Below are 26,017 nucleotides of genomic sequence, written 5' to 3'. Positions count from 1 at the left end.
CGCGCGATGCGGGAAGGATGGATTTAAAATTGTCGTAAATGCTTGGGGTTGGGCGCGAGGCGAGACGTTCAAGGCGCCAGGGTATGGGCCGCGCCGAACAGCACGAACAGGGCGAAGAGAAGCGCGAAGAGTCCGGCGATGGTCGTGCATTCCAGCAGCGCCTCCACCAGCCTGCCTTCGCGATCCTGCCGGGCCGGGGGCTTGCAAGTCCCCTGTCCGATGGCCGGACGGGTGTCGGTGCAGGTCGCCAACCCGTCCGCTGCATTCTCCGCCGCCCTGTCCGCCGCTTTCTCCGCCACCATGCCGGACGTGCAGCCGACGGCATTACGGTCGCCCCAGCCTTCGTTCCAGGATTCTGTCCTGCGCTCCGCCGCCATCGCACCCTCCGCACTCTCCGCCGCCGGTATTTGCTAAAATTTTAGCGATCCGGTCGGGCGGGCGCTGTGACGGTTGTCACAGGGTCGCGGAATGCATGATGCCGGGCAGCGCTGCCGATGCCTGGAGGGCGAGGCAAAGCGCGCGAAGGGTCGTCAATGAATATGAAAATCCGCGGCGGCGTGGCGCAGATCGCCGGGAGTGATCAGGGTCTGGGTCGCCAGCCTCACCGAATGCAGCTTGCCGTCGAGGTTGCGTTGCCAGAAATCGAGGAAGCGCCGCAGGACGGGATATTCCGGCGCCTGATCCAGATCCTGCCACAGATAGGACTGCAGAAGGCCGGGATGGTCCGGCATGTGATAGAGGATCTCGGCCGTGGTCAGGCGGTAATCACGGAGCTGGAGGATGAGATTGGCCATGCGCGGTCTCCCATGCGGTTGGCGGTTCGATCGGGACTGTGCGGTGTCCGGTTCCTCTCATGCGGTCCCGGCGGCGGTGAGCCGGCTCCGGGACGGTGGGGCCTTCCATGACCCTTTGAAGAAATCCTGCCCGGCGACGATCCGCCCCGCAAGGGAGAAAGTTGTTTTTAATCAGCGTGTTAGCAGCATAAAGAGGCGAGTGCTGCCGGCATTTGCATCAAATTCCGAAACGAGCCTCTTGAATCCACAAACCGCTTGGATTAGCTGTCTGGCACTCGCCGGGATGGAGTGCTAACAGCCACGCCCGCGCCAATCAACGTCAGTCAGAACCAAGCCTTGATCCAAGGAGGCATTCCATGAAGTTCCGCCCGCTGCACGACCGCGTCGTCGTCAAGCGTCTGGAGTCCGACACCAAGACCAAGGGTGGGATCATCATCCCCGACACGGCGAAGGAAAAGCCGCAGGAAGGTGAAGTCATCGCCGTGGGCCCGGGCGCCCGCGACGAGTCGGGCAAGGTCGTGGCGCTGGACGTCAAGGCCGGCGACCGCATCCTGTTCGGCAAGTGGTCGGGCACGGAAGTGAAGATCGAAGGCGAGGATTTCCTGATCATGAAGGAATCCGACATCATGGGCGTCATCGAGGCCTAAGTCCTCCGCCCGTATCCTTCGAAATTTACGAATTAAGGGAATTGAGACATGGCTGCCAAAGACGTCAAGTTCGGCCCCACCGCGCGCGAAAAGCTGCTGCGTGGCGTTGACATCCTCGCCGACGCCGTGAAGGTCACGCTGGGCCCGAAGGGCCGCAACGTCGTGATCGAGAAGTCCTTCGGCGCTCCGCGCATCACCAAGGACGGCGTGTCGGTCGCCAAGGAAATCGAACTGTCGGACAAGTTCGAGAACATGGGCGCCCAGATGGTCCGCGAGGTCGCCTCGAAGACCAACGATCTGGCCGGTGACGGCACCACCACCGCCACCGTCCTGGCCCAGGCCATCGTCCGCGAAGGCGTGACGAAGGTCGCCGCCGGCCTGAACCCGATGGACCTGAAGCGCGGCATCGACCTCGCCGTCGCCACCGTCGTCGCCGACATCCAGGCCCGCGCCAAGAAGGTCACGACCAACGACGAGATCGCCCAGGTCGGCACCATCTCCGCCAACGGCGAAGCCGAGATCGGCACGATGATCGCCCAGGCGATGGAGAGGGTCGGCAACGAGGGCGTCATCACGGTGGAAGAGGCCAAGAGCCTGGACACCGAGCTGGACGTCGTCGAGGGCATGCAGTTCGACCGCGGCTACCTGTCGCCGTACTTCGTGACCAACGCCGACAAGATGGTCGCGGATCTCGAGAACCCGTACATCCTGCTGCACGAGAAGAAGCTGTCGGGCCTGCAGCCGCTGCTGCCGGTTCTGGAAGCCGTCGTCCAGTCCTCGCGTCCGCTGCTGATCATCGCCGAGGACATCGAGGGCGAGGCGCTGGCCACCCTGGTGGTCAACAAGCTGCGCGGTGGCCTGAAGATCGCCGCCGTCAAGGCTCCGGGCTTCGGTGACCGCCGCAAGGCGATGCTGGAAGACATGGCCATCCTCACCGGCGGCCAGGTCATCTCGGAAGATCTCGGCATCAAGCTCGAGAACGTCACCCTCGACATGCTGGGCACCGCCAAGAAGGTCGTGATCTCCAAGGAGACCACCACGATCGTCGACGGCGCCGGCGAGAAGGCCGACATCGAAGCCCGTTGCGGCCAGATCCGCGCCCAGGTCGAGGAGACCACCTCGGACTACGACCGCGAGAAGCTGCAGGAGCGTCTGGCCAAGCTGGCTGGCGGCGTCGCCGTCATCCGCGTCGGCGGTGCGACCGAGGTCGAGGTGAAGGAGCGCAAGGATCGCGTTGACGACGCGATGCACGCCACCCGCGCCGCGGTGGAAGAGGGTGTGGTCGCCGGCGGCGGCACCGCCCTGCTGTACGCCTCCAAGGCCCTGGACAAGCTGTCCCCGGCCAACGACGAGCAGCGCGTCGGCATCGACATCATCCGCCGCGCCCTCCAGGCTCCGGTCCGTCAGATCGCCTACAACGCCGGCACCGACGGTTCGATCGTCGTCGGCAAGCTGCTCGATCAGGCCGACACCAACTTCGGCTACGACGCCCAGAAGGGTGAGTTCACCGATCTGGTCGCCGCCGGCATCATCGACCCGGTGAAGGTGGTCCGCACCGCCCTGCAGGATGCGGCCTCGATCGCCGGCCTGCTGATCACCACCGAGGCGATGATCGCCGAGAAGCCGGAGAAGAAGGCTGCTCCGGGCGGCATGCCGGGTGGCATGGGCGGCATGGACGACATGGGCTTCTAATCAGCCCAACGTTCGACCGTTCCACGGTTCGGAAAGGGGCGCCTCCGCAAGGGGGCGTCCCTTTTCTTTTGGGGCCGGGGATGCCCCGGGGGTGTGCCGGAGATGCTTTGGCCGGCTGCAGCAACCCTCCGCCATCCCGAAAAGTCAAGGCGAAGTCCGCCTTGCTTTGGCGCGGGCGCCTCCCAATAATCCGCCCCTCTCGCCGGGCGCCCCAAAGCGGGGCGCCGGCCTCTGACTTCCGTATTTTTTAAACGAGGGCCTGTTCCATGCGCTCCTTCGAGGGCCAGCATTCCGACAACGTCGCCATCAAGCGCACCCGCGAGCAGAAGCAGCGCCAGCTGATTCAGCTCAAGGAGCAGCTGGCGACGCTGAAAGCCCACGCGGCCCCCGCCATCCGTGAAGCGCTGGTCAAGCGCATCGCCGAACTCGACGCCGAACTGCGCCAGCCTGCCAAGCCTCCCCGCGAGGGCCGTGAGGGCCGCGAGGACTCGCCGCGTCCCCCCCGCCGGGAAACGCGCCCCAGCGTCTTCCGCGCCGAGGACAGTGCTGACCGCAGCGCCGCGGTGTCCGCATCCAGTGTCTTCGCCTCGCCCCGCCGCCGCAGCTGAGGACCGACAGCGCCATGTCCGCCGACCGCACCGCCACCTCCATAGGAAGCCGTTTCGCCGACCAGGCCTGGCTGCTGATGATGCTGCCGCCCCTGTTCTGGGCCGGCAACGCGGTCCTGGGGCGTGCGGTCGCCGGGGAAGTGCCGCCCATCGGGCTGGCCTTCTGGCGCTGGTGCCTGGGCGTGCTGATCGTGCTGCCCTTCGCCTGGCCGCATCTGCGCCACGACATCACGCTGATCCTGGCGCGGTGGAAGAGCGTGCTGCTGCTGGGCACGCTGGGCATCGGCACCTACAACACCCTCCAATACATCGCGCTGAACACGACGACCGCGCTGAACTGCGTGATGCTGCAGTCGTCGATGCCCGTGATGATCGTCCTGATGAGCCTCGTCCTGTTCCGCGACCGGATCGGGGCGATGCAGGGGCTGGGCATCGTCGTCTCGCTGCTCGGTGCGATGACGCTGATCTCCCATGGCGATCCGGCGACGCTGTTGGGGCTGGAACTGAACGCGGGCGATGTGTGGATGCTGGCGGCGGTGGTGATCTATGCCGCCTACACCACGCTGCTGCGCCGCCGGCCGGCGATCCATGGCCTCAGCTTCGTCGTCGTCACCTTCGCCATCGGTGCCGTGGAGCTGCTGCCCTTCTACGTCTGGGAAAGCCTGAGCGGGAATCCGGTGCAGGCGAACGGCTTCACGCTGCTGGCCATCGGCTATACCGTGCTGTTCCCGTCCATCGCCGCCTATCTCTGCTTCAACCGGGCGGTTGAACTGCTCGGCCCCAACACGGCGGGCCTCGCCATCCATCTGGTGCCCGTCTTCGGCAGCCTGCTGGCCATCCTGTTCCTGGGCGAGCAGCCGCATCTCTATCACGGGATCGGCATCGCCCTGATCGCCGCCGGCATCGTCCTGGCGACCCGCCGCCGCACCTGACGGGCTTCCGGATAATATCATCGGGCGCAAGTTCCGACTTGCGCCCGATGATTCGGTTCTTGGGGTTGTCTTGATCTTGGCGAAGATGCTCTTGAAGCTCGCCGATTGGTTTTGCGGTATGGGGCGGGATAATACCCCGACCGGGTGAATCGAGCGCATCTTCGCGCGCATACTATCCCCGATATCCTTTTAGCCACCCCCGCTATCCCTCACGCCAGCGGCGGTCAATAAGGGATGACCGCTAAAATGCGGGTCATGGCGGCGGTTCGCAGATCGATCGACCGCCAGGAGGAGCCGGCGCTGTCCGCCGGTCCGCTGTGGTGGAGTTCCCCAGATGCCCTTGCAAATGCCTGTGCCGGTTTCCCTGAATACCGCCTGCCTCATTCACGTCGTCGACGGCGACCTGCTGTCGCGCAGCACGCTCTCGCGGGCTTTGGGTGCCGTCGGCATCGCCTGCCGCGTCCACAGCACCGGCGCCGACGCGCTGTCCGTGCTGGGCACCGCGTCCTCCTGCATCGTCGTGCGCAACGACCTGCCTGACATGACCGCCATCGAATTCATGGCCGAGGCCTCGCTGCAAGGCCATGATCTGCCGGTTCTGGTCGTCACCGAACAGGGCGACGTCGACGCCGCCGTGGCCGCGATGAAGGCCGGGGCGTCCGACTGCATCGCCCATCCCTTCGCCGTCCCCGCCTTCCTGGACCGGCTGCGCTCCTGCCTGGCATCCGGCAACCCCCATGCCGAACGGCGCGACCGCAGCCGCGACGCCGCCCGCCGGCTCGCCCTGCTGAGCCGCCGCGAATCGGAGGTGCTGGAACTGATCGTCGACGGCAAGCAGAGCAAGACCATCGCCTGGGAATTGGGCATCAGCATCAAGACGGTGGAGGTCCACCGCGCCCGCATCATGGAGAAGACCGGCAGCCGGTCCATCGTCGGGCTGGGCCGCCTGTGGGAAGCGGCGGAGATGTTGCGCGGCCGCGGTGACCTGCCGCGTGCGCTGCCCATCCGCCAGCCGGTGATGATGGAAGCGATCGCATCCTGACGATCCGCCCGGTTGCGGCTTTCCGGGCGGAGGGACGTCGCTGGGACCAAAGTTTCGAAAATCGGCGCCAATCCGGTCCTTCTGATTGGGAACGGAGGGCGGAGGGTTGTAAACTTCTGGAAAAGAGCAAACAGAACGCCGACAGGAGCGGTTCGATGTTCCCCGACCATGGTCACCGTCGCATTTCCGTGGCGTCGTCCGACGATATCGCCACGGTGCGGAGGATCGCGGCGGAGCGGGCCGACGGCGTGCTGGCCGCCGAAGAGGCGGCCCGGTTGGACCGCCTTGTGACGGCGCTGTGCGGCTATGCGCTGAACCGTCCCGATGGGACGCTGCTGATCGCGCGCATGCGGTCCGGCGCCGGCGTCGAGTGCCTGGCGTATGACCGCGATCCCGCAACGGCCGAACCGCCGCCGGACTCACCGCCGGATTCGGCCCAGGGACTTGACGCCGATCTGGAGGCGGCGCGGCGGATGGCCGACCGTTTCCACATCCATGCCACGCCGGGCGTCGGGTCGGCGCTGCTGGTCCGCGTGCTGCGCCCCGGTGCCGACGATTCGCCGCCCGCCGACGCCATGGTGGGGGCCGGAGCGGTGATGGTCGAGCGACAGGGTGACGGAACCGTCCGGCGCGCGCCCTTCATCGACCATTGGTTCGTCCGCTACTCCCCCGCCCGCGGGGCGGACGGTCCGTGCGGGATCGCGCTGATGATCGACGGCGAGACCGGGCCGGATGATCAGGTGGCGCCGGCCGGGCCGTTCACCAGGATGACGCCCGAGGTGATCGCGCAGGTCGGGACGGTGGTCGCCGCGACGGTGCCCGATCTGCCCGCCCCCGTGGTGGTCAACGCCATCCGGCGCGACCTGAGGATCCGGCCCGAGCTGGGGCTGTCCCACGATCCGGTCCTGAAGCAGATCGGCCGCTCCGCCCTGGCGATTCTGCGGTTCGACGGCAAGGCGGTCGATTACACGGCGCTCGGCACCCTGGCCGGCGCGGTGGTGCGCCCGCAGGAGATGGTGGCGCTCGGCGCCCGCTGGGCGATGGTGGGGTTCAATCCGCTGGCGCCGGCGTCGGTCCATCTGCTGTGGGGGCCGGGCGATCATGTGGTTCTCTACACCAGCGGATGCGCCCGGCTGCCGGGCCTGTTCATCCACCGCGACCTGCACAAGGTCGATCCCACCCTGGCGGCACTCGTCCTGCTGCGCGACGGTGCCGTGCGCGACGACGACCATACCATCCTGGTCCTGCGGAACCGTATCGACCGCGTTGCCGCCTCCGCCCGCTGAGTGACCGTCAGCGGTTCCAACCGTGTGGGCCGCCGGGGCGTTCCCACGCGCGCGGGTCGCCGTTGTGGTCGCGGCCCCTTTGGTTGTCCCCGCCTCGCGAGTTGTCCCAGTTCCTGCGGTTGTCCCATCCCCTCGGGTTGTCCGAATTCCTCCGGTTGTCCCAGGCCTTCCGATTGTCCAGGTTCCTGCGGTTTTCCCAGCCCCGGCCACGCCAGCGGCGGTCGTCGTCCCATGAGCGATGGCGGTAGCCGGGCTGCACGACGACCGGCGGCGGAACCGCGTATACGGGCGGACGCGGCGCCACCACGGTCCCGCCATAGGCCGGGTAATAGGGATCGTACCCACCACCCGTGGCGATGCAGCCCGACAGCGCGGCGGCGCTCGCGGCCAGCAGCAGGGCGGTCAGGATCTTGGGGCGGACGATGCTCATGGCCTTGCTTTCCGTAATGCAGAGACCGGCCCCGGCGACGAGAGCGGTCATCGATACAAACACTTCCGCCCGCCCGGCTATTCCATACCCCTTCGGCGTCAATCCGTTCGCCCAACATTCTGAAGGGGCGTTCTGAAGGGCGTACCGATGGACGATCCATCGCGTATCAGGATGGATGAAACAAGAACTATGAATTTAACTTATCCTGTGGACGCGGCCATCCTGCGCTTCGACTTCTTCTCCATCCTTGAAGGCGAGGCCATCATGAAAGCCATCGGTTACCGCAAGAGCCTGCCCGTCACCGACGCCGACGCGCTGATCGACGTCGAGGTCGACCGTCCGACCGCCACCGGCCGCGACCTGCTGGTCCGGGTCCAGGCGGTTTCCGTCAATCCCGTCGACACCAAGCTGCGCCGCAACGCCGCTCCCGCAGATGGCGAGCTGCGCATCCTGGGCTTCGACGCCGCCGGGATCGTCGAGGCGGTCGGGCCGGATGTCACCTTGTTCCGTCCGGGCGACGCCGTGTTCTATGCCGGCTCCATCGACCGTCCCGGCACCAACGCGGAGTTCCATCTGGTCGACGAGCGCATCGTCGGCGCCAAGCCGGCCAGCCTGAGCGTCGCCGAGGCCGCCGCCCTGCCGCTGACCTCCATCACCGCCTGGGAGATGCTGTTCCACCGGCTGGGTCTGTCGCGGGACGGAGACGAGGGCAATGGCGGCGAGGGCAAATCGCTGCTGATCGTCGGCGGGGCCGGCGGTGTCGGCTCCATCGCCATCCAGCTTGCCCGCCGGCTGAGCAGGGTCCGGGTGCTGGCCACCGCGTCCCGTCGGGAGACCGCCGACTGGGTGCGCGAGCTGGGCGCCCATGACGTGATCGACCACAGCCGGCCGATGGCCGAGCAGGTGAAGGCGCTGGGGCTGGCCGGTGTCGATTATGTCTTCTCCACCAACGCCACCGACCGTCATTTCCAGGATCTGGTGGAACTGGTGGCGCCGCAGGGCCGCATCGGCCTGATCGACGACCCCGAGCCCATCGACGTCCGCCTGCTGAAGCGCAAGAGCGTCTCGCTCCATTGGGAGCTGATGTTCACCCGCCCGCTGTTCCAGACCGACGACATGATCGCCCAGCATGACCTGCTGACCGAGGTGTCGCGGCTGGTGGATGCCGGAACCCTGCGCACCACCCTGACGGAAACGTTGGGCCGCATCGACGCCGCCACCCTGCGCAAGGCCCATGCCCTGATCGAGTCGGGGAAGGCCCGCGGCAAGCTGGTGCTGGAAGGCTTCTGACCGGCCGCCGTCACCCGGCCGGCCCCTTCAGCCCGCCAGGGCGAGCGGCGGGCGGGCCGGGTGCAGGGCGGACAGGCTGTCCAGGATGAAGCCGACCAGCGGTTCGGCGAGGCGGCGGTTGCGCGGCGTCTCGCCGAAGATCGCCATCTCGACGTTGCCGAGTTCGGGCAGGCCGTCCTCCACGCCCAGCCGGCGCACGCCCTCCGGTATGGAGGACTCGCTCAGCACGGCCACGCCCAGCCCGGCGCGGACGGCGGCCTGGACCCCCATGACGCTGCCGCTGGTGTAGACCACCCGCCAGGGCCGTCCCGCCTCGCCCAGCGCCGCCAGCCCACGGTTGCGGAAGACGCAGGGTGCCGGCAGGGCGCAGAAGGGCAGCGGGCCCTCGGCCGGAATCTCCAGTCCGGGGGCAGCGACCCAGCGCATCGGCTCGGTCCAGATGCCCCGCCCCCGGCCGTCGCCCGCATCGCGGCGGGAAATGACGAGGTCCAGCTCACCCGCATCCAGGGCCGGGACCAGCTCGCCACACAGGCCCACCCGCACGTCGATGTGCAGGCGCGGGTGCAGCTTGGCGAAGCGGCGCAGGACATGGGGCAGATGGTCGGACAGGAAATATTCGGCCACGCCCAGCCGCAACTCCCCCTCCGCCGCCGGTTCGGCGAAGCGGCGCACCGTCTCGTCGTTCAGGTCCAGCAGGCGGCGGGCATAGCCCATCAGCAACTCGCCGTCATGGGTCAGCGCCAGCGACCGGCTGGTGCGCTCGAACACCCGGCGGCCGAGCGTGTCCTCCAGCTTCTTGATCCTGACGCTGATCGCCGACTGGGTCCGGCCCAGCCGCTCGGCCGCCGCGGTGAAGCCGCCGGCCTCCGCCACGGTGACGAAGGCGCGCAGCGCGTCGATCTCCAGGTCGGGCAGGGACATGGCAGAGGCATTCCAGATGGTGATCGCTGATCTTCAGTCTATCGCTTTCGTTCATGGATGGCGAGCGGCGGTGTCGGGCGGATCATTGGGACAAGCGTTGGCCGGGCCGTTGAAGCCGGGCCGAGGCGTTCTCATTGTCAGCCCTCCGGGCCTTGCCGCCTGGATGTTTGATGATCCTGTGGAGAGAGACGTCCGATGACCCGCTTTTCCGCGCCGGCCGGCAGTTTGGCCCTCGCACTTGCCGCTGCGGCGCTGCTCGCCGGCTGCCAGTTGCCGGGCTCCGTGCTGCCGCCGCAACAGACCGCCACCCTTCCGCCGCCTGCAGCGCCCAAGCCGCCGCCCGAAGCCCGCGGCATCTGGATCGTCGGCAGCCCGGCCCTGCGCGGTACCATCGACGAGGCGGCTGCCAAGTATGACGGCGGCCCCGACACCAAGCCGCGCCTGGACGCCCGTGGCACCGCCACCGGCTTCCGCGCCTTCTGCGGCGGGGTCGGGCTGGACCATCCCGACATGGTGGCCTCCGACCGCCCGATCAGTGCCGCCGAGTACAAGCGCTGCCGCACCGCCGGCATCACGCTGACCGAATATGATTTCGGGCCGAAGCGCTTCGTCTACGTCAAGGACTCGCACATGATGGCAGTCCCCGGCGTCAACGACTTCGTCACCAGCTGGGGCCAGAGCGGCAAGCCGGTGAGCGCGCCGACGGCCGGGAGCTGAGCGGCGAGGAGGCGAGGGAGGATTAGCCCGCCGCGAACAGTCCGCCCTCGTCTGACGCATCGGCGGCATCGTCGGCGTTGGGGTCGCCCAGCGCGGTTTCCCAGCCCAGCGCCGGCAGGCTGATGGCGCGGGTGTTGCCCAGGCCGCTGCGGCTGGTGATGAAGCCGCGCTGTTCCATGTAGGTCAGCAGGCGGCGGCCGCGTCCCTTGGACCGGCTGCCGCAGGCGCGCGCCACGTCGGCGTCGGATGGGCAGGGGGCGTGGTCGAGGGCGGCGCGGGCGAGCAGCAGGAAGACCGGCTGGATGTCTTCCGCCAGGGTGGCGGCGACCTCCGTGGCGCGCTGCCAGGCGGGGTCGTCGCCGCTGCCGGCCCCGGCGCGGGCGGTGGCCAGACGGCGGCGGAAGGCGGGCAGGGCCAGCCGGTCGCCATCCACGCCGCGGCCCCGGCAGCGCACCAGGAAATCCTGGTACAGAACCGCCAGCGAGCGGTAGGGCGCCTCCGGGTCGGCCAGGACTTCGGCCAGCACCTCGTCATACTGGGCTTCACGCTCGGCCGCCTGTTCCGGCGTTTCCTCCGGCTCCGGCGGCAGCAGGGCGGGCTGTTCGGCGGCGCCGTCGTCGAGTGACGGCGGCGGCGCGGCGGGGCGGCCGCGCGCCAGCTGCGCCATCAGGTCGGCGCTGGCCGAGGTGGAGGGGCGGCGCACGTAGCGCGGCGGCTCCGGCTCGGTCGTGGTGAAGATCAGGTCGCGGGCGTCCTCCACCGGGGTGGTCGGCGGCGGCATCAGCTTCGGGCTGCCGGTGCGGCCCTGGGTCTCCACCGCGCCGATGCGCAGCGGCAGCGGCCGGCGCGACAGGGCGGGGCCGAGCGCGATGAAATGCCCGCGCTCCAGGTCGCGGAACATCTCCGCCTGCCGGCGCTCCATGCCCAGCAGGTCGGCGGCGCGCGCCATGTCGATGTCGAGGAAGGTGCGGCCCATCAGGAAGTTCGACGCCTCGGCGGCGACGTTCTTCGCCAGCTTCGCCAAGCGCTGGGTGGCGATCACCCCGGCCAGCCCGCGCTTGCGCCCGCGGCACATCAGGTTGGTCATGGCGCCGAGCGAAACCTTGCGCGCCTCGTCCGACACCTCGCCGGCGGCAGACGGGGCGAACAGCTGCGCCTCGTCCACCACCACCAGCATCGGATACCAGAAGTCGCGGTCGGCATCGAACAGCCCGCCCAGGAAGGCGGCGGCGTGGCGCATCTGCATTTCCGCGTCCAGCCCTTCCAGGTTCAGGACGACGGAGACGCGGTGCTGGCGCACGCGGGCGGCGACGGATTGCAGGGCGGCCTCGCTGTGCTCGTCGGCCTCCACCACCACATGGCCGAAGCGCTCGGCCAGGGTGACGAAATCGCCCTCCGGGTCGATCACCGCCTGCTGCACCCATTGGGCGCTCTGTTCGATCAGCCGGCGCAGCAGGTGCGACTTGCCCGACCCGGAATTGCCCTGGACCAGCAGACGGGTCGCCAGCAGCTCCTCCAGGTCGAGCGTCGCGGCGCTGCCCGCGTTCGTCGTCCCCATGTCGATGCCGACCTTCATCCCGCTCGCCTCCCACTCACCCGAACCGCCTCACCCGAACCGCCTCCATGAATGGCGGGGACTTCCTATAGCGCAGGCGGGCGCGGCGATACGAGGATTCGATTCGGGACGGCCGGGCCGCGGACACCATCAACGCGGTCATCGCCGACCACAAGGCCGTCGCCAAAGGGGCGGAGGACAAGCTGTGCGTGGTGCGGCTGGCGTGAGGGGAGTTACGGCGCGCGATTGCCCCCTCCCTCACGCATAATCCCGGAAGCCCTCCGCCGCCGCGCGGTCGTAGCCCTGGCTGGCGCGCAGGAGCTGCAACGTGTAGGGCTCGCGCGCGGCGCCTCGGCGCAATCCCTCGACATCCATCTCCTCCACCACCCGGCCGCGGTTCATCACCGCCAGCCGGTCGCACAGATTGGCGACGACGGCGAGGTTGTGGCTGACCAGCACCATGGTCAGGCCATGTTCGGCCCGCAGCCGGCGCAGCAGGTTCAGGATTTCCGCCTGGACCGACACGTCGAGCGCCGAGGTCGGCTCGTCCAGCAGCAGGATGCGAGGCTCCAGCACCAGGGCGCGGGCGATGGCGACGCGCTGGCGCTGGCCGCCCGACAGCTGGTGCGGATAGCGGAAGCGGAAGGCGGGGCCGAGCCCGACGTCGCGCAGCACCCGGTCGACGCGCGCGTCGGCGTCGCCCAGCCCGTGGATGGCGATCGGCTCCGCCAGGATGCGGTCCACGGTGTGGCGCGGGTGCAGGGAGCCGTAGGGGTCCTGGAAAACCATCTGGCAGAGCTTGTAGAAGCCCTTCGGCCGTCGGCGCCCCTGGTCCGTTCCGGCGACGGCGATGCGGCCGGTCCACTCGTCGTTCAGGCCGCTGACCGCGCGCAGGACGGTGGATTTGCCGGACCCCGACTCGCCGACAAGGCCGAAGCTCTCCCCCTCCCGCACCGACAGGGTGATGCCGTCCACCGCCGTGACCGTGTCGGCGCCCTGGCCGAAGCGGACATGCAGATCCTGGATGTCGATCATCGTCGTCACCCCTCCAGCCAGGCGGGATCGCGGTTCAGCACCGGCAGGTCGCCGTGCGCCTCGTCGATCCGCGGCAGGCTGGCCAGCAGGCCGCGGGTGTAGGGATGCCGGGCCGCGTGCAGCTCCGACGCGCGGCAGCTCTCCACCACCCGGCCGGCATACATGATGAGGATGCGGTCGCAGAAGGAGGCGACGAGATTCAGGTCGTGGCTGACGAAGATCATGCCCATGCCGCGCTGGGAACAGAGATCGTCCAGGATCGCCAGAACCTGCATCTGCACGGTGACGTCGAGCGCCGAGGTCGGCTCGTCGGCGATCAGCAGGTCGGGGTCGGGGATCAGCATCATCGCGATCATGATGCGCTGGCCCATGCCGCCCGACACCTCGTGCGGATAGCGGTCATAGACCCGCTCGGGATCGCGGATGCGCACGGCGGCCAGCATCTCCAGCGCGCGGCGCCTGGCCTCGGCCGTACCGGCCTTGCTGTGGACGCGGTAGGCCTCGGCGATCTGGCGGCCGACGGTCATCACCGGGTTGAGCGAGTATTTCGGATCCTGCATCACCATGGCGATGCGCCTGCCGCGGATGTCGCGCATGCGCCTGGGCGACGCCGCCAGCAGATCCTCGCCGTTGAAGGCCAGCCGGTCGGCGCTGACCCGGCCCGGCGGCGGCACGAGGCGCAGGATGGAGCGCCCGGTCATCGACTTGCCGGAGCCGGACTCGCCGACGATGCCGAGCTTCTCCCGCCCGAGCGTGAAGGAGACGCCGCGCACCGCCTCGGCCATGCCGGTGCGGGTCGGAAAGGCGACCCGCAGGTTGGAGACCTCCAGCAGGGGGGCGCCGTCCGTCGTCTTTTCATCGGCCATGGCTCAGTCCCCCTTCGGGTCCAGCACGTCGCGCAGCCCGTCGCCCAGCAGGTTGAAGCCGAGGCTGACGATGAAGATGGCGAGGCCGGGCATGGCGGCGACCCACCATTGCTCCAGCACGTATTGCCGGCCGTTGGCGATCATCGCCCCCCATTCCGGCAGCGGCGGCTGGGCGCCGAGGCCGAGGAAGCCGAGACCGGCGGCGGTCAGGATCACCCCGGCCATGTCCAGCGTCGTCCGCACGATCAGCGACGGGACGCACAGCGGCATGATGTGGCCCAGGATGATGCGCGGGCTGGAGGCGCCCTGCAGACGGGCGGCGCTGATGAAGTCGGCGCGGCGGACGGTCAGCGTCTCCGCCCGCGCGATGCGGGCATAGGGCGGCCAGGAGGTGATGGCGATGGCGATCACCGCATTCTCGATGCCGGGACCGAGCGCGGCGACGAAGGCCAGCGCCAGGATCAGCTTGGGGAAGGCGAGAGCGATGTCGGTGACGCGCATCAGCACGGTGTCGACCCAGCCGCCGAAATAGCCGGCGACCGTGCCGATCACCAGCCCGGCCAGCGGCGCCGTCGCCGCCACCAGCGCCACGATCATCAGCGTCAGCCGCGCGCCGTGGATCAGGCGGGAGAGGATGTCGCGGCCGAAGGCGTCGGTGCCGAGCCAATGGGCGGCGCTGGGCGGCATCAGCCGGTTGTTCAGATCCTGGGCATAGGGGTTGTAGGGCGCCAGCACCGGAGCCAGCGCCGCGACGACGACCAGGGCCAGCACGATAAGCAGCCCGGCGACGGCCAGCCGGTTGCGGCGGAAGGCGGTCCAGCCGGTCCAGGCGCGGCCCAGCCGGGCCTGGGCGCGGGACTGCGGCGTGTCGGTGGTCAGCCAGTCCCGCCAAGTGGCGGTGGGGGTATCGGTGCGCACGGTCATCGGGCCCGGGGATCCAGAAGGCGGTAGAGCAGATCGGACAGCAGGTTCAGCGCGATGAAAACCCCGCCGACCACGAGCGTCCCGCCCAGCACCGCGTTCATGTCGGCGCTGAGCAGCGAATTGGTGATGTAGAGCCCCAGCCCCGGCCAGGCGAACACCGTCTCGGTCAGGACCGAGCCCTCCAGCAGGCTGGCATAGGACAGGGCGATGACGGTGATCAGCGGCACCGCGATGTTGCGCAGCGCATGGCCCCAGACCACGCGGGTCTCCGACAGGCCCTTCACCCGCGCGGTGGTGATGTATTCCTGGCGCAGCTGGTCGAGCATGAAGCCGCGCGTCATCCGCGCGATGTAGGCGACGCTGTAGAGGCCGAGGATGGCGGACGGCAGCACCAGATGGCCCACCGCGTTCCAGAAGATCTCGGTCTCGCCGGCCAGCAGGGCATCGAGCGTGACGATGCCGGTCACCGGGTCGACCATCCCCTCATAGAAGACGTCGACCCGTCCCGGTCCGGGCGCCCAGTCCAGCTTGGCGTAGAACAGCAGAAGCGCCATCAGCCCCAGCCAGAAGACCGGCACCGAATGGCCGATCAGGCCGAGCAGGCGGATGGAATGGTCGGGCCAGCGCCCGCGATGGACGGCGGCGAACACCCCGGCCGGGATGCCCAGCACCGCGCCGATGACGACGGCGACCGTCGCCAGTTCCAGAGACGCCGGGAAGACGCGCAGCACATCCTCCAGCACCGGGCGGGAGGTCAGCACCGAGGTGCCGAGGTCGCCCTGCAGCACGTCGCCGACATAGTGGAGGAACTGCTGCCACAGCGGCAGGTCGAGGCCCAGCTGCGTGCGCATCTGCGCATAGCTTTCGGCATTCGCCCGGTCGCCGAGCGCCGACAGCACCGGGTCGATCGGCACCACGCGCCCGATCAGGAATGTGACCAGCAGCAGGCCCAGCAGGGTGGCGGCCACCGTGACCAGCAGGGTCAGGCCGCGTTTCAGCGTAGGCAAGAGGACTCCCTCGCGGTTGGAACGCCCAATCGAACGCGCCCAAGGGAATCACAGTCGGGGCTTTGTGCAAAGCCCGTCAAGGGCATAGAGGGGTATGGGGAGGGAGTTGCTGTCGGGATCCCCCTCCCTAACCCTCCCGCGCCGGCGCGGGAGAGGGAACTCCGCCTCTCCCTTGCTTTACATCAAGCCGACAAGCGTCCAACCCCCCTCTCCCGCAAAGCGGGGGAGGGATAGGGAGGGGGCAAATGCCTCAGTTCACCAGGTTCCGGCCGGGCTGGGATCGCCATGCGCGCCGGCGGCCGGCTCGTGGTGGGCGAGCCAGCGCTCGGCCTCCAGCGCCGCCATGCAGCCCATGCCGGCGGCGGTGACCGCCTGGCGGTAGATTTTGTCCTTCACGTCGCCGGCGGCGAAGACGCCGGGGATGTCGGTGGCGGTCGAATCGGGGGCGGTGATGATGTAGCCCGACTCGTCCATCTTCACCTTGCCCTGGAAGATGCCGGTCGCCGGCACATGGCCGATGGCGACGAAGACGCCGGCCACCGGGATCACCCGCTCCTCGCCCGACTTGACGTTCTTGACGCGCACGCCGGTGACCGCGCGCGGGTTGCCCATCGTCCCGTCGCCCTCGCCGACGATCTCCTCGACCGTGCTGTCCCATACCACCTCGATCTTCGGGTGGCGGAACAGGCGGTCCTGCATGATGCGTTCGGCTCGGAAGCTGTCGCGGCGGTGGATGACCGTCACCTTGGTGGCGTGGTTGGTCAGGTACAGCGCCTCCTCCACCGCGGAGTTGCCGCCGCCGATGACCGCGACCTCCTTGCCGCGGAAGAAGAAGCCGTCGCAGGTGGCGCAGGCCGACACGCCGAAGCCGCGGTAGATCTCCTCGGTCGGGATGCCGAGCCAGCGCGCCTGGGCGCCGGTGGCGATGATGACGCTGTCGGCGGTGTAGGTGTCGCCGCTGTCGCCCTTGCAGACGAAGGGCCGCCGGGTGAAGTCGACGTCGGTGATCAGGTCGAACACCATCTTCGTGCCGACATGCTCCGCCTGCTTCTGCATCTGCTCCATCAGCCAGGGGCCCTGGATCGGATCGGCAAAGCCGGGGAAATTCTCCACATCGGTGGTGATCATCAGCTGGCCGCCCGGCTGCATGCCCTGGACCATCAGGGGTTCCAGGTTGGCGCGCGCGGCGTAGATGGCGGCGGTGTAGCCGGCCGGGCCGGCGCCGATGATGAGGACCTTGGTGTGGTGCGTGGTGGCCATGAACGTGATCCCGCAAAATCCCGGCGAAGGGGAGTCGTGATTAAAACGGTTCTAGAAGCCGAACATATGGTCGAGGCTGAAGGCGCTGTCACCCGCAAGGCAGCCATGGTAGCCGAACAGGCGGCAGGTGGTGTCGCGGATCAGCACATAGGCGTGGTCGCCCGCGGCAATCCGTTCCGCTTCCGAAAACATCTCGTGATAGCGCCAGAAACGCGAGCCGCCGCAGGGAATCTCCAACTGCTTCCGCGCCACCTCCACGCCGTCGCGGCGGCGCAGGATCAGCTTGGTGTCCGACAGGGCATGCCATTGCGTCGAGGCAGGGTAGACGAGGTGGCAGAGCGTGTCCCACGGGGCGGTGCCCAGCCGCAGGAACAGGCGGGTCGACAGGCCGGGCGGACGGCCATGGTAGCTCTGCGGTTCGTCGCGGTAGATCATCGCCATGTTGAACATGTGGCTGCCGAAGCTGGTCTCCGCCACATGGCCGGTGTTTACGTCCTCGTAACGGACCAGCGCGTGCAGCCAGCCGTCGGCAACCGTTCCGGCTTCAAAATCATAGACCAGTTCGACATGGCCCCAGCCGTCGGCGACCGCCTTGTCGGCGACCAGCCCAGTCACGTCCAGCGCCACGCTGTCGGACCGCTTCAGGTTGCCGAAGCGGTGTTCGGCCACCGCGGCGCCGTTGCGGTCGTAGACGACGGCCTTCACCGGCAGCTCGGTCTGCGCCGTGCTCATCGGCGTCGGCAGCAGGATGGTGCGCCAGCGGCCCATCGGCAGCAGCGGCGCCGGCAGGATGTGGCCCTTGCCGACCACGCCCTTGTCCACCGCGCCGCCGGTCAGCAGCGGCAGCTTGGGGTCGGGCTTGAGGTCGGTGCGCTCCACATTGGCGTGGGCCATGCGGCGGCGGCCGTCGGCGGCGACGATCTCGTAGCGCGGGCGGACGAAATGCCTGCCGGCCTGCACCTCGAACTGCTGGGGCCAGCGCGCTTCGGGGAACAGGCTGGCGGTGTCCAGTTCGACGGTGGCGAAGGCGGGGACGGCGCGGTCGAGCACGCGGATTTCCGGAGACCCCATCAGGTTCAGCCCGACCGCCCCCGCCGGGATCGGGGTGGGATGGCTGTTCTGGATCCACAACGACACCCGCTCTCCCTCGCGCGGGGCGGGCAGGCCGGCATAGAGGTCGGCCGGCCAGGCGTTGGCGTCGTGGGTGCAGGACAGCACCGTGTCGTCGTCGCCATAGGTGTCGAGGGCGTATTTGACCACGTCATGCCCGGCGGCGCCGATGATGTGCAGGAACAGCGACCCGCAGAAGTCCGACAGGCCGAAGCGTTCGCGAATCTGCCGGCTGTCGATCACGACGGTGCCGTCGGTCGGCGGCATCGGCTCCGTCCAGTCGGCGATCGGGCGTCCTTCGCCGTCGAACAGGCAGGCCCACAGCCGGGTGCCCTTGGCGCCGTAGCGCGGCCAGTAGTTGGCCGACACCACGCGCGTGTGGTGGCCGTCGCCGTCGCGGAACCAGGCGAAATTGGTCGCCCAGTTGAACTTCGACAGGTAATGGCCGGGATCGTTCAGCATGTCTTCCGGCACGCGCATGGCGTCCAGCGAGACGACGCCCGCCTGTTTCGGGATCAGGTGGGCGATGTGGCCTTCCAGGCGCTGAGAGTCGAAGGCGACGATGAAGACGGTGCGGGCGCCGCTGGCCGGCAGGTCGGTCACCGGGCGGGCGGCGTGGCCGAACACCTCCTTCCCCACCTGCTCCACGTCCTGGACGTAGATGCCGCAGACCGGCACCGCCGACAGGTCGTAGAACTCCGCCAGCCCTGAAAGAAGGCCCAGCGGATCATAGACGGCCACCGGGCCGTAGGAGGCCAGGCGCGCGATCAGGATCGCAGCCTTGGGCGCCGCCAGGGGATGGCCCACCGCCTTGAAAAAGCTGGAACCGCCGGTGACGTTGGAAAAGGTCTCGATCCGAAGGGGCATCAGGTCACACACGCGCGAAAGCAAAGCCGGGGCGTCGGTTATAGCCCCTCCGCAGGGCGGGTGACAGTGATTTGCTGGCGACCGCGTATTGTCGGGGAGCATGTGCGTTCGCCGGAGCGCACCCCTTGTCTGAGAGCGGGTTCCGATATATCTAAGATTTCGTTATATCGAAACTGCATCGGAAGAGGGTTCCATGCTTCGTCATCTGTTTCGCGGCCATGGGTGCCGCTTCTCGCGTCCGGATTTCGACGACGAGGCGTCGGACGGGCGCGGACGCCATGGGCATCGTGGCGGCCGGGAAGGCTTCGGCGGCGGCCGGGGCGGCGGCTTCGGGGGTCGCCGGGGCGGCCGGGGAGAGCGGCGTGTCTTCGACCATGGCGACCTGCGCCTTGTCCTGTCCTGGCTGATCGCGGAAAAGCCGCGCTCCGGCTACGACCTGATCAAGACGATTGAGGAGATGGTCGGCGGCGCCTACAGCCCCAGCCCCGGCGTGATCTATCCGACGCTGACGCTGTTGGAGGAGCAAGGCCATATCCGCGTCGCATCAACCGAAGGCAACAAGAAGCTCTATGAGATCACGCCCGAAGGGACGGAGGCGCTGAAGGCGGCGGAGCCCGCCGTTGCCGCGGTGCGCGAGCGGATCGCCCGCGCGAAGGCCTGTCAGCAGCGCGAATCCTCGCCGCAGATCGTCCGCGCCGTCGAGAACTTCAAGCTGGCCCTGCGGTTGCGGCTGTCGCGCGGCGACCTGTCGGCGGAGCAGATCCAGGCCATCGCCGATGCCATCGACGCCGCCGCCCGCGCGGTCGAACGGACCTGACCATGGAGGAGGCGAAGAGCATGGCTGCATCGACCGCCCGTATCGCGACCGCCCGCATCAAGACCGCCAATGGCCGCCGCTACATGACCCAACTGTGCAAGCACTGGGCGCACAAGTTCGAGGTCGTCCATGACGAGAACCAGGGCCTGGTGCCCTTCTCTCCCGACCGCCGCTGCCGGATGGCGGCGGACGGCGAAGGGCTGACGCTGACCATCGAGGTCGAGGATGCCGCACAGCTGGAGCGCATGCAGGAGGTGGTGATCGACCATCTGAAGCGCTTCGCCTTCCGCGAGGATCTCGGGGAGGTGGCCTGGACCGCCGTGCGATGACGGTGGCGCTGCCGGACATGCGGTGTGTGTAGGATGCCATTTTCCCGAGTCTGTCTGGGACAAATCCTGTTGTGAATTCCCGCGTTGGAGGTGTAAAACACTCCTTAACCAACAGGCGGGAATGAGGGGGATGACGGAGTTTCCACCTGCGGACCGGTACGAGGCCGGTGCCCGCGGGATCCGTCGGTTTCCTTGCTGCCGCGGCATGCACTGTCAGAACACCGGGAGTCGCTCGTGATGCTCCGCATCTCCAAGAAGCTGATGTTCGCCATCGAGGCGGTCCTCGACATCGCCTACAACGCGGGCACCGAGCCGGTGCAGTCCGGGGAGATCACCCGGCGCCAGGGCATCCCGAAGCGCTACCTGGAGCAGGTGCTGCAGCAGCTGGTGCGCGAAGGCGTGCTGGCCGGCGTGCGGGGGCCGCGCGGCGGTTACCGGCTGGCGCGCGAGCGGCGGCGGATCACGCTGGGCGAGATCGTGCGGGTGGTCCGGTCGATGGAAACCGCCACCGACCCGATCGAGGAGCCGGCGGGCTCGATCCTCGGCCATCAGGTCGTGCGTCCGCTGTGGGGCGAGCTGCAGGAGGAATGCATGGCGAAGCTCGACACCATCACGGTGGAGGATCTGTGCATGCGCGCCCGCCGCGCCGGGGTGGAGAGCGAGACCGAGGACCGGATCGACTTCACGATCTGAAGCTTCGGCTGAAGCTTCGGCTGAAACCTCGGCCGGGACTTGAACCGAGCCGGCGGGGTCGTACGGACGGCCCGGCGACCCCACTTCCCGTTTGACAGGCCACCCGTGCTGGATAATGCTCTGCCCGGGGTGTTGAACTCACTTATAACACAAATCCAAGAGGTGGAATCATGGCTGCACCCGAATTCCGTGGCAAGATCTATGACAGCATCCTCGATACGATCGGCGCCACGCCGCTGGTGCGGCTGAACCGCCTCGCCGAGGATGCCGGGGTCAAGGCCCAGATCATCGGCAAGCTGGAGTTCTTCAACCCGCTGGCCAGCGTCAAGGACCGCATCGGCAGCGCCATGATCGAGGCTGCGGAGGCCGCCGGCACCATCGCCCCCGGCCGCACGACCCTGGTCGAGCCCACCTCCGGCAACACCGGCATCGCGCTGGCCTTCGTCGCCGCCGCCAAGGGCTACAAGCTGATCCTGACCATGCCGGAAAGCATGTCGGTCGAGCGGCGCAAGATGCTGAAGCTGCTGGGCGCCGAACTGGTGCTGACCCCGGCGTCGGAAGGCATGAAGGGCGCCATCCGCAAGGCGGAGGAGATCCTGGCCGCCGACCCGAACGCCTATCTGCTGCAGCAGTTCAAGAACACCGCCAACCCGGCCGTCCACCGCGTCACCACGGCGGAGGAAATCTGGAAGGACACCGACGGCCAGGTCGATTTCCTGATCTCCGGCGTCGGCACCGGCGGCACCCTGACCGGCACCGCCGAGGTCATCAAGTCGCGCAAGCCGTCCTTCAAGGCCGTGGCGGTGGAGCCGGAGGACAGCCCGGTGCTGTCCGGCGGCATGCCGGGCCCGCACAAGATCCAGGGCATCGGCGCCGGCTTCGTTCCCGACATCCTGAAGAAGGAGCTGATCGACGAGGTGGTGCGCATCTCCAACCAGCGTGCCTTCGAAACCGCCCGCAAGGTCGCCCGTCTGGAAGGCGTTCCGGTCGGCATTTCGTCGGGCGCGGCGCTCGCCGCGGCGCTGGAAGTCGGCGCCCGTCCCGAGAACGAGGGCAAGCAGATCGTCGTGATCCTGCCGTCCTTCGCCGAGCGCTACCTGTCGACCGCCCTGTTCGAAGGGCTGGAGTAACCGTCGACGCCGCGGGGCGGGGGCGGATAATCGCTCCCGCTCCGCATCCTATCCGCGAAATTCCGGCCCGAAATTTGACGGAATTGGTAGTTCGCGCTACTCTCCCCGGCAGCAGAAGAACCTTTTCCGTCCGCGCCGCCGGGGAGTGACCGCCATGTCGGATGTGACCGCCGCCACCTATGTCCCGAACCTGTCGAACAGTTCCTTCGCGCAGTTGAAGGGGCAGACGACCAAGATCGGGGCCGACGGAGCCAACGCCGACACCCAGACCTTCACGGTCAGCAAGGCCGGCGAGTTCAATTTCAAGGTCAACGACACCTTCACCAACGTCGAGATCCGCAACGACCGGAACGAGGTGGTGACGACCATCCGGTCGAAGGAATCGGCGTCGGAGGCCACCGCTCGGCTTGGGCCGGGCACCTACACGGCGACCATTTCGCAGGCCAACCGGGCGGCGGGCATCCGCGACTATTCGCTGGAGGTCACGGAACGGCAGAACGTCCTGGTGACCGGCGCCGGCGCGACGCTGAAGGGCACCGCCCAGCCGCCGGGCAACGGCGACACCGGCGTGCAGAGGCACACCTTCAACGTCCTGCAGGGCGGCACCTTCACCGCCAACATCTCGCTTCCCAACACCCGTTGGGCGATGATGGACAAGGACGGCAAGGTCGTCGCGGCCAGCGACTCGGGCAAACCCGACTCCCAGCAGACCTTCCTGCAGAAGCCGACCTACAAGCTGGAACCCGGCCAGTACACGATGGTGGTGGTCCCGCCCTCCAGCTTGAAGTCGCCGAGCGATTTCATGCTGAGCCTGGTGCCGCGCAATTCGGAGCTGTCCGAGGCGGGCGTTCAGGAAAGCGCCATTTCCAAGACGTTGCGTGAACGGCAGAACCGGCTTCGACAATGGGCGTCGGAAGCGAAGACCACCTCGACGCGGGCCTGACCATTCCGGCGGAGCCGGGCTGCGCCCGCAGGTCGGAAAATGCCGCATCGAATGTTGCCGCAACGGCGCATCCTTGCGCTATGCTGCCGGCCATGGACTTCACCGACACCCAGCTTCATCGTTATTCCCGCCACATCGTGCTGCCGGAAGTCGGCGGCATCGGGCAGGAGCGGCTTCTGCGATCCAAGGTGCTGGTCGTCGGCGCCGGCGGCCTTGGCGCCCCCCTTCTTCTCTATCTGGCGGCTGCCGGCGTCGGCACCATCGGCATCGTCGATGACGACACGGTCGACCTGTCGAACCTGCAGCGGCAGGTGATCCACGACGAATCGACGCTCGGCCATCCCAAGGTGGAGAGCGCCGCCGCCCGCATCCATGCGCTGAACCCCGATGTCCGGGTGGAGGCGCATCGGACGCGGATCAACCGCGACAACGCGCTGGAGCTGATCGGCGGCTATGATCTGGTCGCCGACGGGTCGGACAATTTCGCCACGCGCTTCCTGCTGAACGACGCCTGCTTCCTGGCGGGAAAGACGCTGGTGTCGGCGGCGATCCTGCGATTCGACGGACAGCTGAGCACCTTCAAGGCCCATCTGGGCGCGCCGCACCCCTGCTATCGCTGCCTGTTCCCGGAACCGCCGCCGCGCGGCACCGTGCCGTCCTGTTCGGAAGGCGGGGTGCTGGGGGCGCTGGCCGGTTTCGTCGGCTCGCTGCAGGCGACGGAGGTGCTGAAGGAATTGCTGGGATTGGGTGAAAGCCTGTCGGGCAGCCTGCTGATGATGGACACGCTCTATGCGTCCTATCAGCGCATCGCCATCCGGCGGGATCCCGACTGCGCGCTTTGCGGCGATCATCCGACCATCCACGACCTTTCCGCCCATTGACGGGCGCCACGGCAAAGATGGGAGGCGGCCCACCATGTCCACCACCATGTCGCAGTCCTCGGCCGAGAGCACCTCGGCCCTGTCGATCGTCCTCTTCGCCGGCGGCTTCGACCGCGTCCATTACGCGCTGGTGATGGCCAGCGCCGCGGCGGCCACCAACCGCAAGGTCACGCTGTTCTTCACCGGCCGCGCCCTGCGCGCGCTGGTGCATGAGAAGGAGCCGGGCGTGCTGGGCTGGCACGACCTGGATCCGGCCGACGACGGCAGCTCGCCGGTGGCGCGCGACCGCTATTTCGCCACCCACGGCCTCGCCACATTCGAGGAACTGCTGGAGGCCTGCGTCGCCATGGGCGTGACGGTGATGGCCTGCGAGATGGGGCTGCGCGCCCTCGGCCTGCCGGCGGGCGCTCAACTGCGCGCCGACGTGCCGGTCGCCACCGGCGGCGTCGTCACCTTCCTGAACGATGCGCCGAAGGGCGGCGCCATGCTGTTCATCTGACACCATTCTCCGATCCGGCGGAAAGAGCATGAACGACAACCGCGAGATCCTCGACCTCGCCAACCGTTTCGAATCGATCGCCACCGACGGGTTCGAAGGGCGCCCCTACCGGACGGCGCTGGCCGGTCTCGCCCGCCATGTGCGGGGGCATGCCGGGCTGGCGCCGCAGGTCGCCCATGCCCTGGGGGTGATGATCCGGCTGATCGGCGAAAGCGATCCCGAAGGCCGCTTCGCCGCCAAGATCGCCATCCTGCGCGAGGCCGTGGAACTGCTGACGGAGGATTGAGGGGGGGTACGTGCAGCCTTGAACGGAGCACGGGGCTGCCATGCGTCACGCCGGAGCTGGTCATCCCGTCATGGGGGCGATGACACTCCATGAGAGGATGCGAACCATGGCTTTCCGTTTCACCGTCGCCACCGACGCCCCGTCCCTGTTCGCCACGCTGTACGCCACCGCCAAGACCATCCGCGGCAGCGGCCTGCCGACCGGCTTGATTCATCTGATCGACCTGCGCGTGTCGCAGATCAACGGCTGCGCCTATTGCATCGACATGCACAGCAAGGAAGCCCGTCACGACGGCCAGTCGGAACAGCGCATCGCCGCCCTTGCCGAGTGGGAGCGGTCGGATCTGTACCTGCCCGACGAACGCGCCGCCTTCGCCTGGGCAGAGGTGCTGACTCGCGCCCGGCATGACCGTATCGACGAAGCCTATCGGGAACTGCAACGCCATTTCAACGCCGAGCAGATTGCCCAGCTGACCGTGACGGCGGCGCAGATCAACGCCTGGAACCGCATCGGCATCGCCCAGCACATCGAGGGCACCGCCGTCGGGATTGCGGCGTGACGGCGCTGGCCGACCCGGAGACCGCGCTCGCCGCCTTCGCGGGCGAGCGGGCGCGGCTGCGCGCCCTGGCCTACCGGCTGCTCGGGTCGGTGGCGGAGGCGGAGGACACGCTGCAGGATGCCTGGCTGCGCTGGGCCGCGGTGGTCCCCGGCAGCGTCGGATCGGCCCCCGCCTTCCTGACCACCCTGGTGACGCGGCTGGCGCTCGACCGGCTGCGCTCCGCCCGGGTGGCGCGGGAGCGCTATTATGGGCTGTGGCTGCCCGAGCCGGAGGTCGCCGGCTGGGCCGATGCGGCGGATGAGGCACCCGACACCGGGTCGGTGCCGATCGCGATGCTTCTGCTGCTGGAGCGGCTGGCACCGGACCAGCGCGCGGTCTTCGTCCTGCGCGAGGCCATGGACCTCGATTACGCCGAGATCGCGACGGTTCTCGGCAAGTCGGCGGAGGCCTGCCGCCAGATCATGCGGCGCGCCCGCAACCGGCTGAACGAGCCCTCTGGGGCCTGTGCCGATGCGGAGGCCGGGCGCCGTCTGGCCGATGCCTTCGCCGAGGCCAGCGTCCGGCGCGATTACGCCGCCATCGTGGCCCTGCTGTCGGACGATGCCCAGTGGCTGAGCGACGGCGGTGGCATGGTGCGGACGGCGGTCAACCCGCTCTTCGGCGCCGACCGCATCGCCCGCTTCCTGGTGGGCGTCCAGCGCAAGCGGGGCGTCGGGTTCGGCTTCGTGCCGGTGCGGGTGAATGGAGGACCGGGTCTGCTGACCGAACTGGGGGGCTCCTTCCGCAGCGTGCTGGCCTTCGACATCGCAGATGGCCGCATCCGGCGGATCTACCAGATCGCCAACCCGCAAAAGCTGGAGCATGTGGCGGGCTTCGGGGACGCCGGCGTCCAATAGG

General features: G+C 68.4%; 29 protein-coding genes. 18 read left to right on the top strand and 11 right to left on the bottom strand.

The annotated features are described in order from the left end of the window. Nucleotides 1-68 precede the first annotated feature (68 nt). Nucleotides 69-377: a hypothetical protein gene (locus DM194_RS10295; protein ID WP_111067230.1), complete on the bottom strand. Its 309-nt coding sequence runs from the start codon at nucleotides 375-377 to the stop codon at nucleotides 69-71. Between the two features lie 153 nt (nucleotides 378-530). Further along, a complete protein-coding gene (locus DM194_RS10290; protein WP_111067229.1) occupies nucleotides 531-794 on the bottom strand; it encodes an usg protein in 264 nt (87 codons plus the stop codon). A 356-nt stretch (nucleotides 795-1,150) separates the two neighbouring features. On the opposite strand from DM194_RS10290, the gene groES reads away from it, so the two are divergent. The 6 genes from groES to DM194_RS10260 all read left to right on the top strand — a co-directional run bounded on the left by groES (nucleotide 1,151) and on the right by DM194_RS10260 (nucleotide 7,001). Then, nucleotides 1,151-1,441, top strand: a complete 291-nt coding sequence (gene groES, locus DM194_RS10285; RefSeq protein ID WP_012972971.1) for a co-chaperone GroES — start codon at nucleotides 1,151-1,153, stop codon at nucleotides 1,439-1,441. 48 nt (nucleotides 1,442-1,489) lie between these two features. Further along, entirely contained in the window at nucleotides 1,490-3,133 is a 1,644-nt protein-coding gene (gene groL, locus DM194_RS10280) for a chaperonin GroEL (RefSeq protein ID WP_111067228.1), read from the top strand. Between the two features lie 266 nt (nucleotides 3,134-3,399). After that, nucleotides 3,400-3,741: a hypothetical protein gene (locus tag DM194_RS10275; protein WP_111067227.1), complete on the top strand. Its 342-nt coding sequence runs from the start codon at nucleotides 3,400-3,402 to the stop codon at nucleotides 3,739-3,741. Between the two features lie 14 nt (nucleotides 3,742-3,755). Continuing rightward, nucleotides 3,756-4,673, top strand: coding sequence for a DMT family transporter (locus DM194_RS10270; protein ID WP_111067226.1), 918 nt, complete (start codon nucleotides 3,756-3,758; stop codon nucleotides 4,671-4,673). A gap of 334 nt (nucleotides 4,674-5,007) precedes the next feature. Continuing rightward, nucleotides 5,008-5,715, top strand: coding sequence for a response regulator transcription factor (locus DM194_RS10265; RefSeq protein ID WP_111067225.1), 708 nt, complete (start codon nucleotides 5,008-5,010; stop codon nucleotides 5,713-5,715). Nucleotides 5,716-5,870: 155 nt separating this feature from the next. Continuing rightward, on the top strand, nucleotides 5,871-7,001 hold the full coding sequence (locus DM194_RS10260; RefSeq protein ID WP_111067224.1) for an ATP-binding protein: 1,131 nt from the start codon (nucleotides 5,871-5,873) through the stop codon (nucleotides 6,999-7,001). Between the two features lie 7 nt (nucleotides 7,002-7,008). Here the strand turns inward: DM194_RS10260 and DM194_RS10255 are convergent, their stop codons facing one another. After that, on the bottom strand, nucleotides 7,009-7,482 hold the full coding sequence (locus DM194_RS10255; RefSeq protein ID WP_162629992.1) for a hypothetical protein: 474 nt from the start codon (nucleotides 7,480-7,482) through the stop codon (nucleotides 7,009-7,011). Between the two features lie 213 nt (nucleotides 7,483-7,695). On the opposite strand from DM194_RS10255, the gene DM194_RS10250 reads away from it, so the two are divergent. After that, a complete protein-coding gene (locus DM194_RS10250) occupies nucleotides 7,696-8,721 on the top strand; it encodes a zinc-binding alcohol dehydrogenase family protein (RefSeq protein WP_111067906.1) in 1,026 nt (341 codons plus the stop codon). A 27-nt stretch (nucleotides 8,722-8,748) separates the two neighbouring features. Here the strand turns inward: DM194_RS10250 and DM194_RS10245 are convergent, their stop codons facing one another. Then, nucleotides 8,749-9,642: a LysR substrate-binding domain-containing protein gene (locus DM194_RS10245; RefSeq protein WP_111067222.1), complete on the bottom strand. Its 894-nt coding sequence runs from the start codon at nucleotides 9,640-9,642 to the stop codon at nucleotides 8,749-8,751. A gap of 195 nt (nucleotides 9,643-9,837) precedes the next feature. Here DM194_RS10245 and DM194_RS10240 point away from each other — a divergent pair, with 195 nt between their 5' ends. Beyond that, nucleotides 9,838-10,359 carry a substrate-binding domain-containing protein gene (locus DM194_RS10240; protein ID WP_111067221.1) on the top strand — a complete coding sequence of 174 codons (522 nt, stop codon included), beginning with the start codon at nucleotides 9,838-9,840 and terminating at the stop codon, nucleotides 10,357-10,359. A gap of 22 nt (nucleotides 10,360-10,381) precedes the next feature. On the opposite strand, the gene DM194_RS10235 is transcribed toward DM194_RS10240, so the two are convergent. The 7 genes from DM194_RS10235 to DM194_RS10205 form a co-directional block, all read right to left on the bottom strand. Continuing rightward, nucleotides 10,382-11,935, bottom strand: coding sequence for an ATP-binding protein (locus DM194_RS10235; RefSeq protein WP_111067220.1), 1,554 nt, complete (start codon nucleotides 11,933-11,935; stop codon nucleotides 10,382-10,384). A gap of 237 nt (nucleotides 11,936-12,172) precedes the next feature. Then, nucleotides 12,173-12,949, bottom strand: a complete 777-nt coding sequence (locus DM194_RS10230; RefSeq protein WP_111067219.1) for an ABC transporter ATP-binding protein — start codon at nucleotides 12,947-12,949, stop codon at nucleotides 12,173-12,175. A gap of 5 nt (nucleotides 12,950-12,954) precedes the next feature. Further along, on the bottom strand, nucleotides 12,955-13,815 hold the full coding sequence (locus DM194_RS10225) for an ABC transporter ATP-binding protein (RefSeq protein ID WP_111067218.1): 861 nt from the start codon (nucleotides 13,813-13,815) through the stop codon (nucleotides 12,955-12,957). Between the two features lie 3 nt (nucleotides 13,816-13,818). Further along, the gene (gene nikC / locus DM194_RS10220) at nucleotides 13,819-14,739 is read right to left on the bottom strand and encodes a nickel transporter permease (protein WP_111067217.1); all 921 of its coding nucleotides are present in this window, start codon (nucleotides 14,737-14,739) and stop codon (nucleotides 13,819-13,821) included. Beyond that, nucleotides 14,736-15,746 (bottom strand): ABC transporter permease, encoded by a 1,011-nt coding sequence (locus DM194_RS10215; protein ID WP_111067216.1) that lies wholly within the window; start codon nucleotides 15,744-15,746, stop codon nucleotides 14,736-14,738. Before DM194_RS10215 ends, nikC begins: the two co-directional genes overlap by 4 nt. A gap of 255 nt (nucleotides 15,747-16,001) precedes the next feature. After that, complete coding sequence (trxB, locus tag DM194_RS10210) at nucleotides 16,002-17,006, bottom strand: thioredoxin-disulfide reductase (RefSeq protein WP_111067215.1); 1,005 nt, start codon at nucleotides 17,004-17,006, stop codon at nucleotides 16,002-16,004. A gap of 51 nt (nucleotides 17,007-17,057) precedes the next feature. Next, nucleotides 17,058-18,983 carry a hypothetical protein gene (locus tag DM194_RS10205; RefSeq protein ID WP_111067904.1) on the bottom strand — a complete coding sequence of 642 codons (1,926 nt, stop codon included), beginning with the start codon at nucleotides 18,981-18,983 and terminating at the stop codon, nucleotides 17,058-17,060. A 193-nt stretch (nucleotides 18,984-19,176) separates the two neighbouring features. On the opposite strand from DM194_RS10205, the gene DM194_RS10200 reads away from it, so the two are divergent. The 10 genes from DM194_RS10200 (at nucleotide 19,177) to sigJ (ending at nucleotide 26,016) form a co-directional block, all read left to right on the top strand. Beyond that, nucleotides 19,177-19,800 (top strand): PadR family transcriptional regulator, encoded by a 624-nt coding sequence (locus tag DM194_RS10200; RefSeq protein WP_111067214.1) that lies wholly within the window; start codon nucleotides 19,177-19,179, stop codon nucleotides 19,798-19,800. A gap of 20 nt (nucleotides 19,801-19,820) precedes the next feature. Beyond that, nucleotides 19,821-20,129 carry a DUF2218 domain-containing protein gene (locus DM194_RS10195; RefSeq protein ID WP_111067902.1) on the top strand — a complete coding sequence of 103 codons (309 nt, stop codon included), beginning with the start codon at nucleotides 19,821-19,823 and terminating at the stop codon, nucleotides 20,127-20,129. A gap of 237 nt (nucleotides 20,130-20,366) precedes the next feature. Beyond that, nucleotides 20,367-20,822, top strand: a complete 456-nt coding sequence (locus DM194_RS10190) for an RrF2 family transcriptional regulator (protein ID WP_111067213.1) — start codon at nucleotides 20,367-20,369, stop codon at nucleotides 20,820-20,822. 170 nt (nucleotides 20,823-20,992) lie between these two features. Continuing rightward, a complete protein-coding gene (gene cysK / locus DM194_RS10185) occupies nucleotides 20,993-21,952 on the top strand; it encodes a cysteine synthase A (RefSeq protein ID WP_111067212.1) in 960 nt (319 codons plus the stop codon). A gap of 154 nt (nucleotides 21,953-22,106) precedes the next feature. Then, complete coding sequence (locus DM194_RS10180) at nucleotides 22,107-22,895, top strand: hypothetical protein (protein ID WP_111067211.1); 789 nt, start codon at nucleotides 22,107-22,109, stop codon at nucleotides 22,893-22,895. Nucleotides 22,896-22,975: 80 nt separating this feature from the next. Next, nucleotides 22,976-23,776 carry a HesA/MoeB/ThiF family protein gene (locus tag DM194_RS10175; RefSeq protein WP_111067900.1) on the top strand — a complete coding sequence of 267 codons (801 nt, stop codon included), beginning with the start codon at nucleotides 22,976-22,978 and terminating at the stop codon, nucleotides 23,774-23,776. Nucleotides 23,777-23,810: 34 nt separating this feature from the next. Then, the gene (locus DM194_RS10170) at nucleotides 23,811-24,275 is read left to right on the top strand and encodes a DsrE family protein (RefSeq protein WP_111067210.1); all 465 of its coding nucleotides are present in this window, start codon (nucleotides 23,811-23,813) and stop codon (nucleotides 24,273-24,275) included. 28 nt (nucleotides 24,276-24,303) lie between these two features. Next, nucleotides 24,304-24,561, top strand: coding sequence for a hypothetical protein (locus DM194_RS10165; protein ID WP_111067209.1), 258 nt, complete (start codon nucleotides 24,304-24,306; stop codon nucleotides 24,559-24,561). Nucleotides 24,562-24,667: 106 nt separating this feature from the next. After that, complete coding sequence (locus tag DM194_RS10160; RefSeq protein ID WP_111067208.1) at nucleotides 24,668-25,120, top strand: carboxymuconolactone decarboxylase family protein; 453 nt, start codon at nucleotides 24,668-24,670, stop codon at nucleotides 25,118-25,120. Then, complete coding sequence (sigJ, locus tag DM194_RS10155) at nucleotides 25,117-26,016, top strand: RNA polymerase sigma factor SigJ (RefSeq protein WP_111067207.1); 900 nt, start codon at nucleotides 25,117-25,119, stop codon at nucleotides 26,014-26,016. Before DM194_RS10160 ends, sigJ begins: the two co-directional genes overlap by 4 nt. Nucleotide 26,017: the final 1 nt, after the last annotated feature.

The organism is Azospirillum ramasamyi, from assembly GCF_003233655.1.
In the GTDB taxonomy this organism is placed as follows: domain Bacteria; phylum Pseudomonadota; class Alphaproteobacteria; order Azospirillales; family Azospirillaceae; genus Azospirillum; species Azospirillum ramasamyi.
The sequence above is the reverse complement of the archived record's forward strand: the minus strand, read 5'-3'. Positions and strand labels throughout refer to the sequence as shown.

What these genes read in the sequence shown, in the direction of transcription:
- DM194_RS10195 (WP_111067902.1), top strand. Translation starts at nt 19,821, where the DNA reads ATGGCTGCATCGACCGCCCGTATCGCGACCGCCCGCATCAAGACCGCC.
- DM194_RS10225 (WP_111067218.1), bottom strand. Translation starts at nt 13,815, where the DNA reads ATGGCCGATGAAAAGACGACGGACGGCGCCCCCCTGCTGGAGGTCTCC.
- trxB (WP_111067215.1), bottom strand. Translation starts at nt 17,006, where the DNA reads ATGGCCACCACGCACCACACCAAGGTCCTCATCATCGGCGCCGGCCCG.
- DM194_RS10240 (WP_111067221.1), top strand. Translation starts at nt 9,838, where the DNA reads ATGACCCGCTTTTCCGCGCCGGCCGGCAGTTTGGCCCTCGCACTTGCC.
- DM194_RS10235 (WP_111067220.1), bottom strand. Translation starts at nt 11,935, where the DNA reads ATGAAGGTCGGCATCGACATGGGGACGACGAACGCGGGCAGCGCCGCG.
- DM194_RS10275 (WP_111067227.1), top strand. Translation starts at nt 3,400, where the DNA reads ATGCGCTCCTTCGAGGGCCAGCATTCCGACAACGTCGCCATCAAGCGC.
- DM194_RS10200 (WP_111067214.1), top strand. Translation starts at nt 19,177, where the DNA reads ATGCTTCGTCATCTGTTTCGCGGCCATGGGTGCCGCTTCTCGCGTCCG.
- DM194_RS10260 (WP_111067224.1), top strand. Translation starts at nt 5,871, where the DNA reads ATGTTCCCCGACCATGGTCACCGTCGCATTTCCGTGGCGTCGTCCGAC.
- DM194_RS10205 (WP_111067904.1), bottom strand. Translation starts at nt 18,983, where the DNA reads ATGCCCCTTCGGATCGAGACCTTTTCCAACGTCACCGGCGGTTCCAGC.
- cysK (WP_111067212.1), top strand. Translation starts at nt 20,993, where the DNA reads ATGGCTGCACCCGAATTCCGTGGCAAGATCTATGACAGCATCCTCGAT.
- nikC (WP_111067217.1), bottom strand. Translation starts at nt 14,739, where the DNA reads ATGACCGTGCGCACCGATACCCCCACCGCCACTTGGCGGGACTGGCTG.
- DM194_RS10290 (WP_111067229.1), bottom strand. Translation starts at nt 794, where the DNA reads ATGGCCAATCTCATCCTCCAGCTCCGTGATTACCGCCTGACCACGGCC.
- DM194_RS10295 (WP_111067230.1), bottom strand. Translation starts at nt 377, where the DNA reads ATGGCGGCGGAGCGCAGGACAGAATCCTGGAACGAAGGCTGGGGCGAC.
- DM194_RS10255 (WP_162629992.1), bottom strand. Translation starts at nt 7,482, where the DNA reads ATGACCGCTCTCGTCGCCGGGGCCGGTCTCTGCATTACGGAAAGCAAG.
- DM194_RS10160 (WP_111067208.1), top strand. Translation starts at nt 24,668, where the DNA reads ATGGCTTTCCGTTTCACCGTCGCCACCGACGCCCCGTCCCTGTTCGCC.
- DM194_RS10180 (WP_111067211.1), top strand. Translation starts at nt 22,107, where the DNA reads ATGTCGGATGTGACCGCCGCCACCTATGTCCCGAACCTGTCGAACAGT.
- DM194_RS10165 (WP_111067209.1), top strand. Translation starts at nt 24,304, where the DNA reads ATGAACGACAACCGCGAGATCCTCGACCTCGCCAACCGTTTCGAATCG.
- DM194_RS10270 (WP_111067226.1), top strand. Translation starts at nt 3,756, where the DNA reads ATGTCCGCCGACCGCACCGCCACCTCCATAGGAAGCCGTTTCGCCGAC.
- DM194_RS10170 (WP_111067210.1), top strand. Translation starts at nt 23,811, where the DNA reads ATGTCCACCACCATGTCGCAGTCCTCGGCCGAGAGCACCTCGGCCCTG.
- DM194_RS10250 (WP_111067906.1), top strand. Translation starts at nt 7,696, where the DNA reads ATGAAAGCCATCGGTTACCGCAAGAGCCTGCCCGTCACCGACGCCGAC.
- DM194_RS10230 (WP_111067219.1), bottom strand. Translation starts at nt 12,949, where the DNA reads ATGATCGACATCCAGGATCTGCATGTCCGCTTCGGCCAGGGCGCCGAC.
- groL (WP_111067228.1), top strand. Translation starts at nt 1,490, where the DNA reads ATGGCTGCCAAAGACGTCAAGTTCGGCCCCACCGCGCGCGAAAAGCTG.
- groES (WP_012972971.1), top strand. Translation starts at nt 1,151, where the DNA reads ATGAAGTTCCGCCCGCTGCACGACCGCGTCGTCGTCAAGCGTCTGGAG.
- DM194_RS10245 (WP_111067222.1), bottom strand. Translation starts at nt 9,642, where the DNA reads ATGTCCCTGCCCGACCTGGAGATCGACGCGCTGCGCGCCTTCGTCACC.
- DM194_RS10175 (WP_111067900.1), top strand. Translation starts at nt 22,976, where the DNA reads ATGCTGCCGGCCATGGACTTCACCGACACCCAGCTTCATCGTTATTCC.
- DM194_RS10265 (WP_111067225.1), top strand. Translation starts at nt 5,008, where the DNA reads ATGCCCTTGCAAATGCCTGTGCCGGTTTCCCTGAATACCGCCTGCCTC.
- DM194_RS10190 (WP_111067213.1), top strand. Translation starts at nt 20,367, where the DNA reads ATGCTCCGCATCTCCAAGAAGCTGATGTTCGCCATCGAGGCGGTCCTC.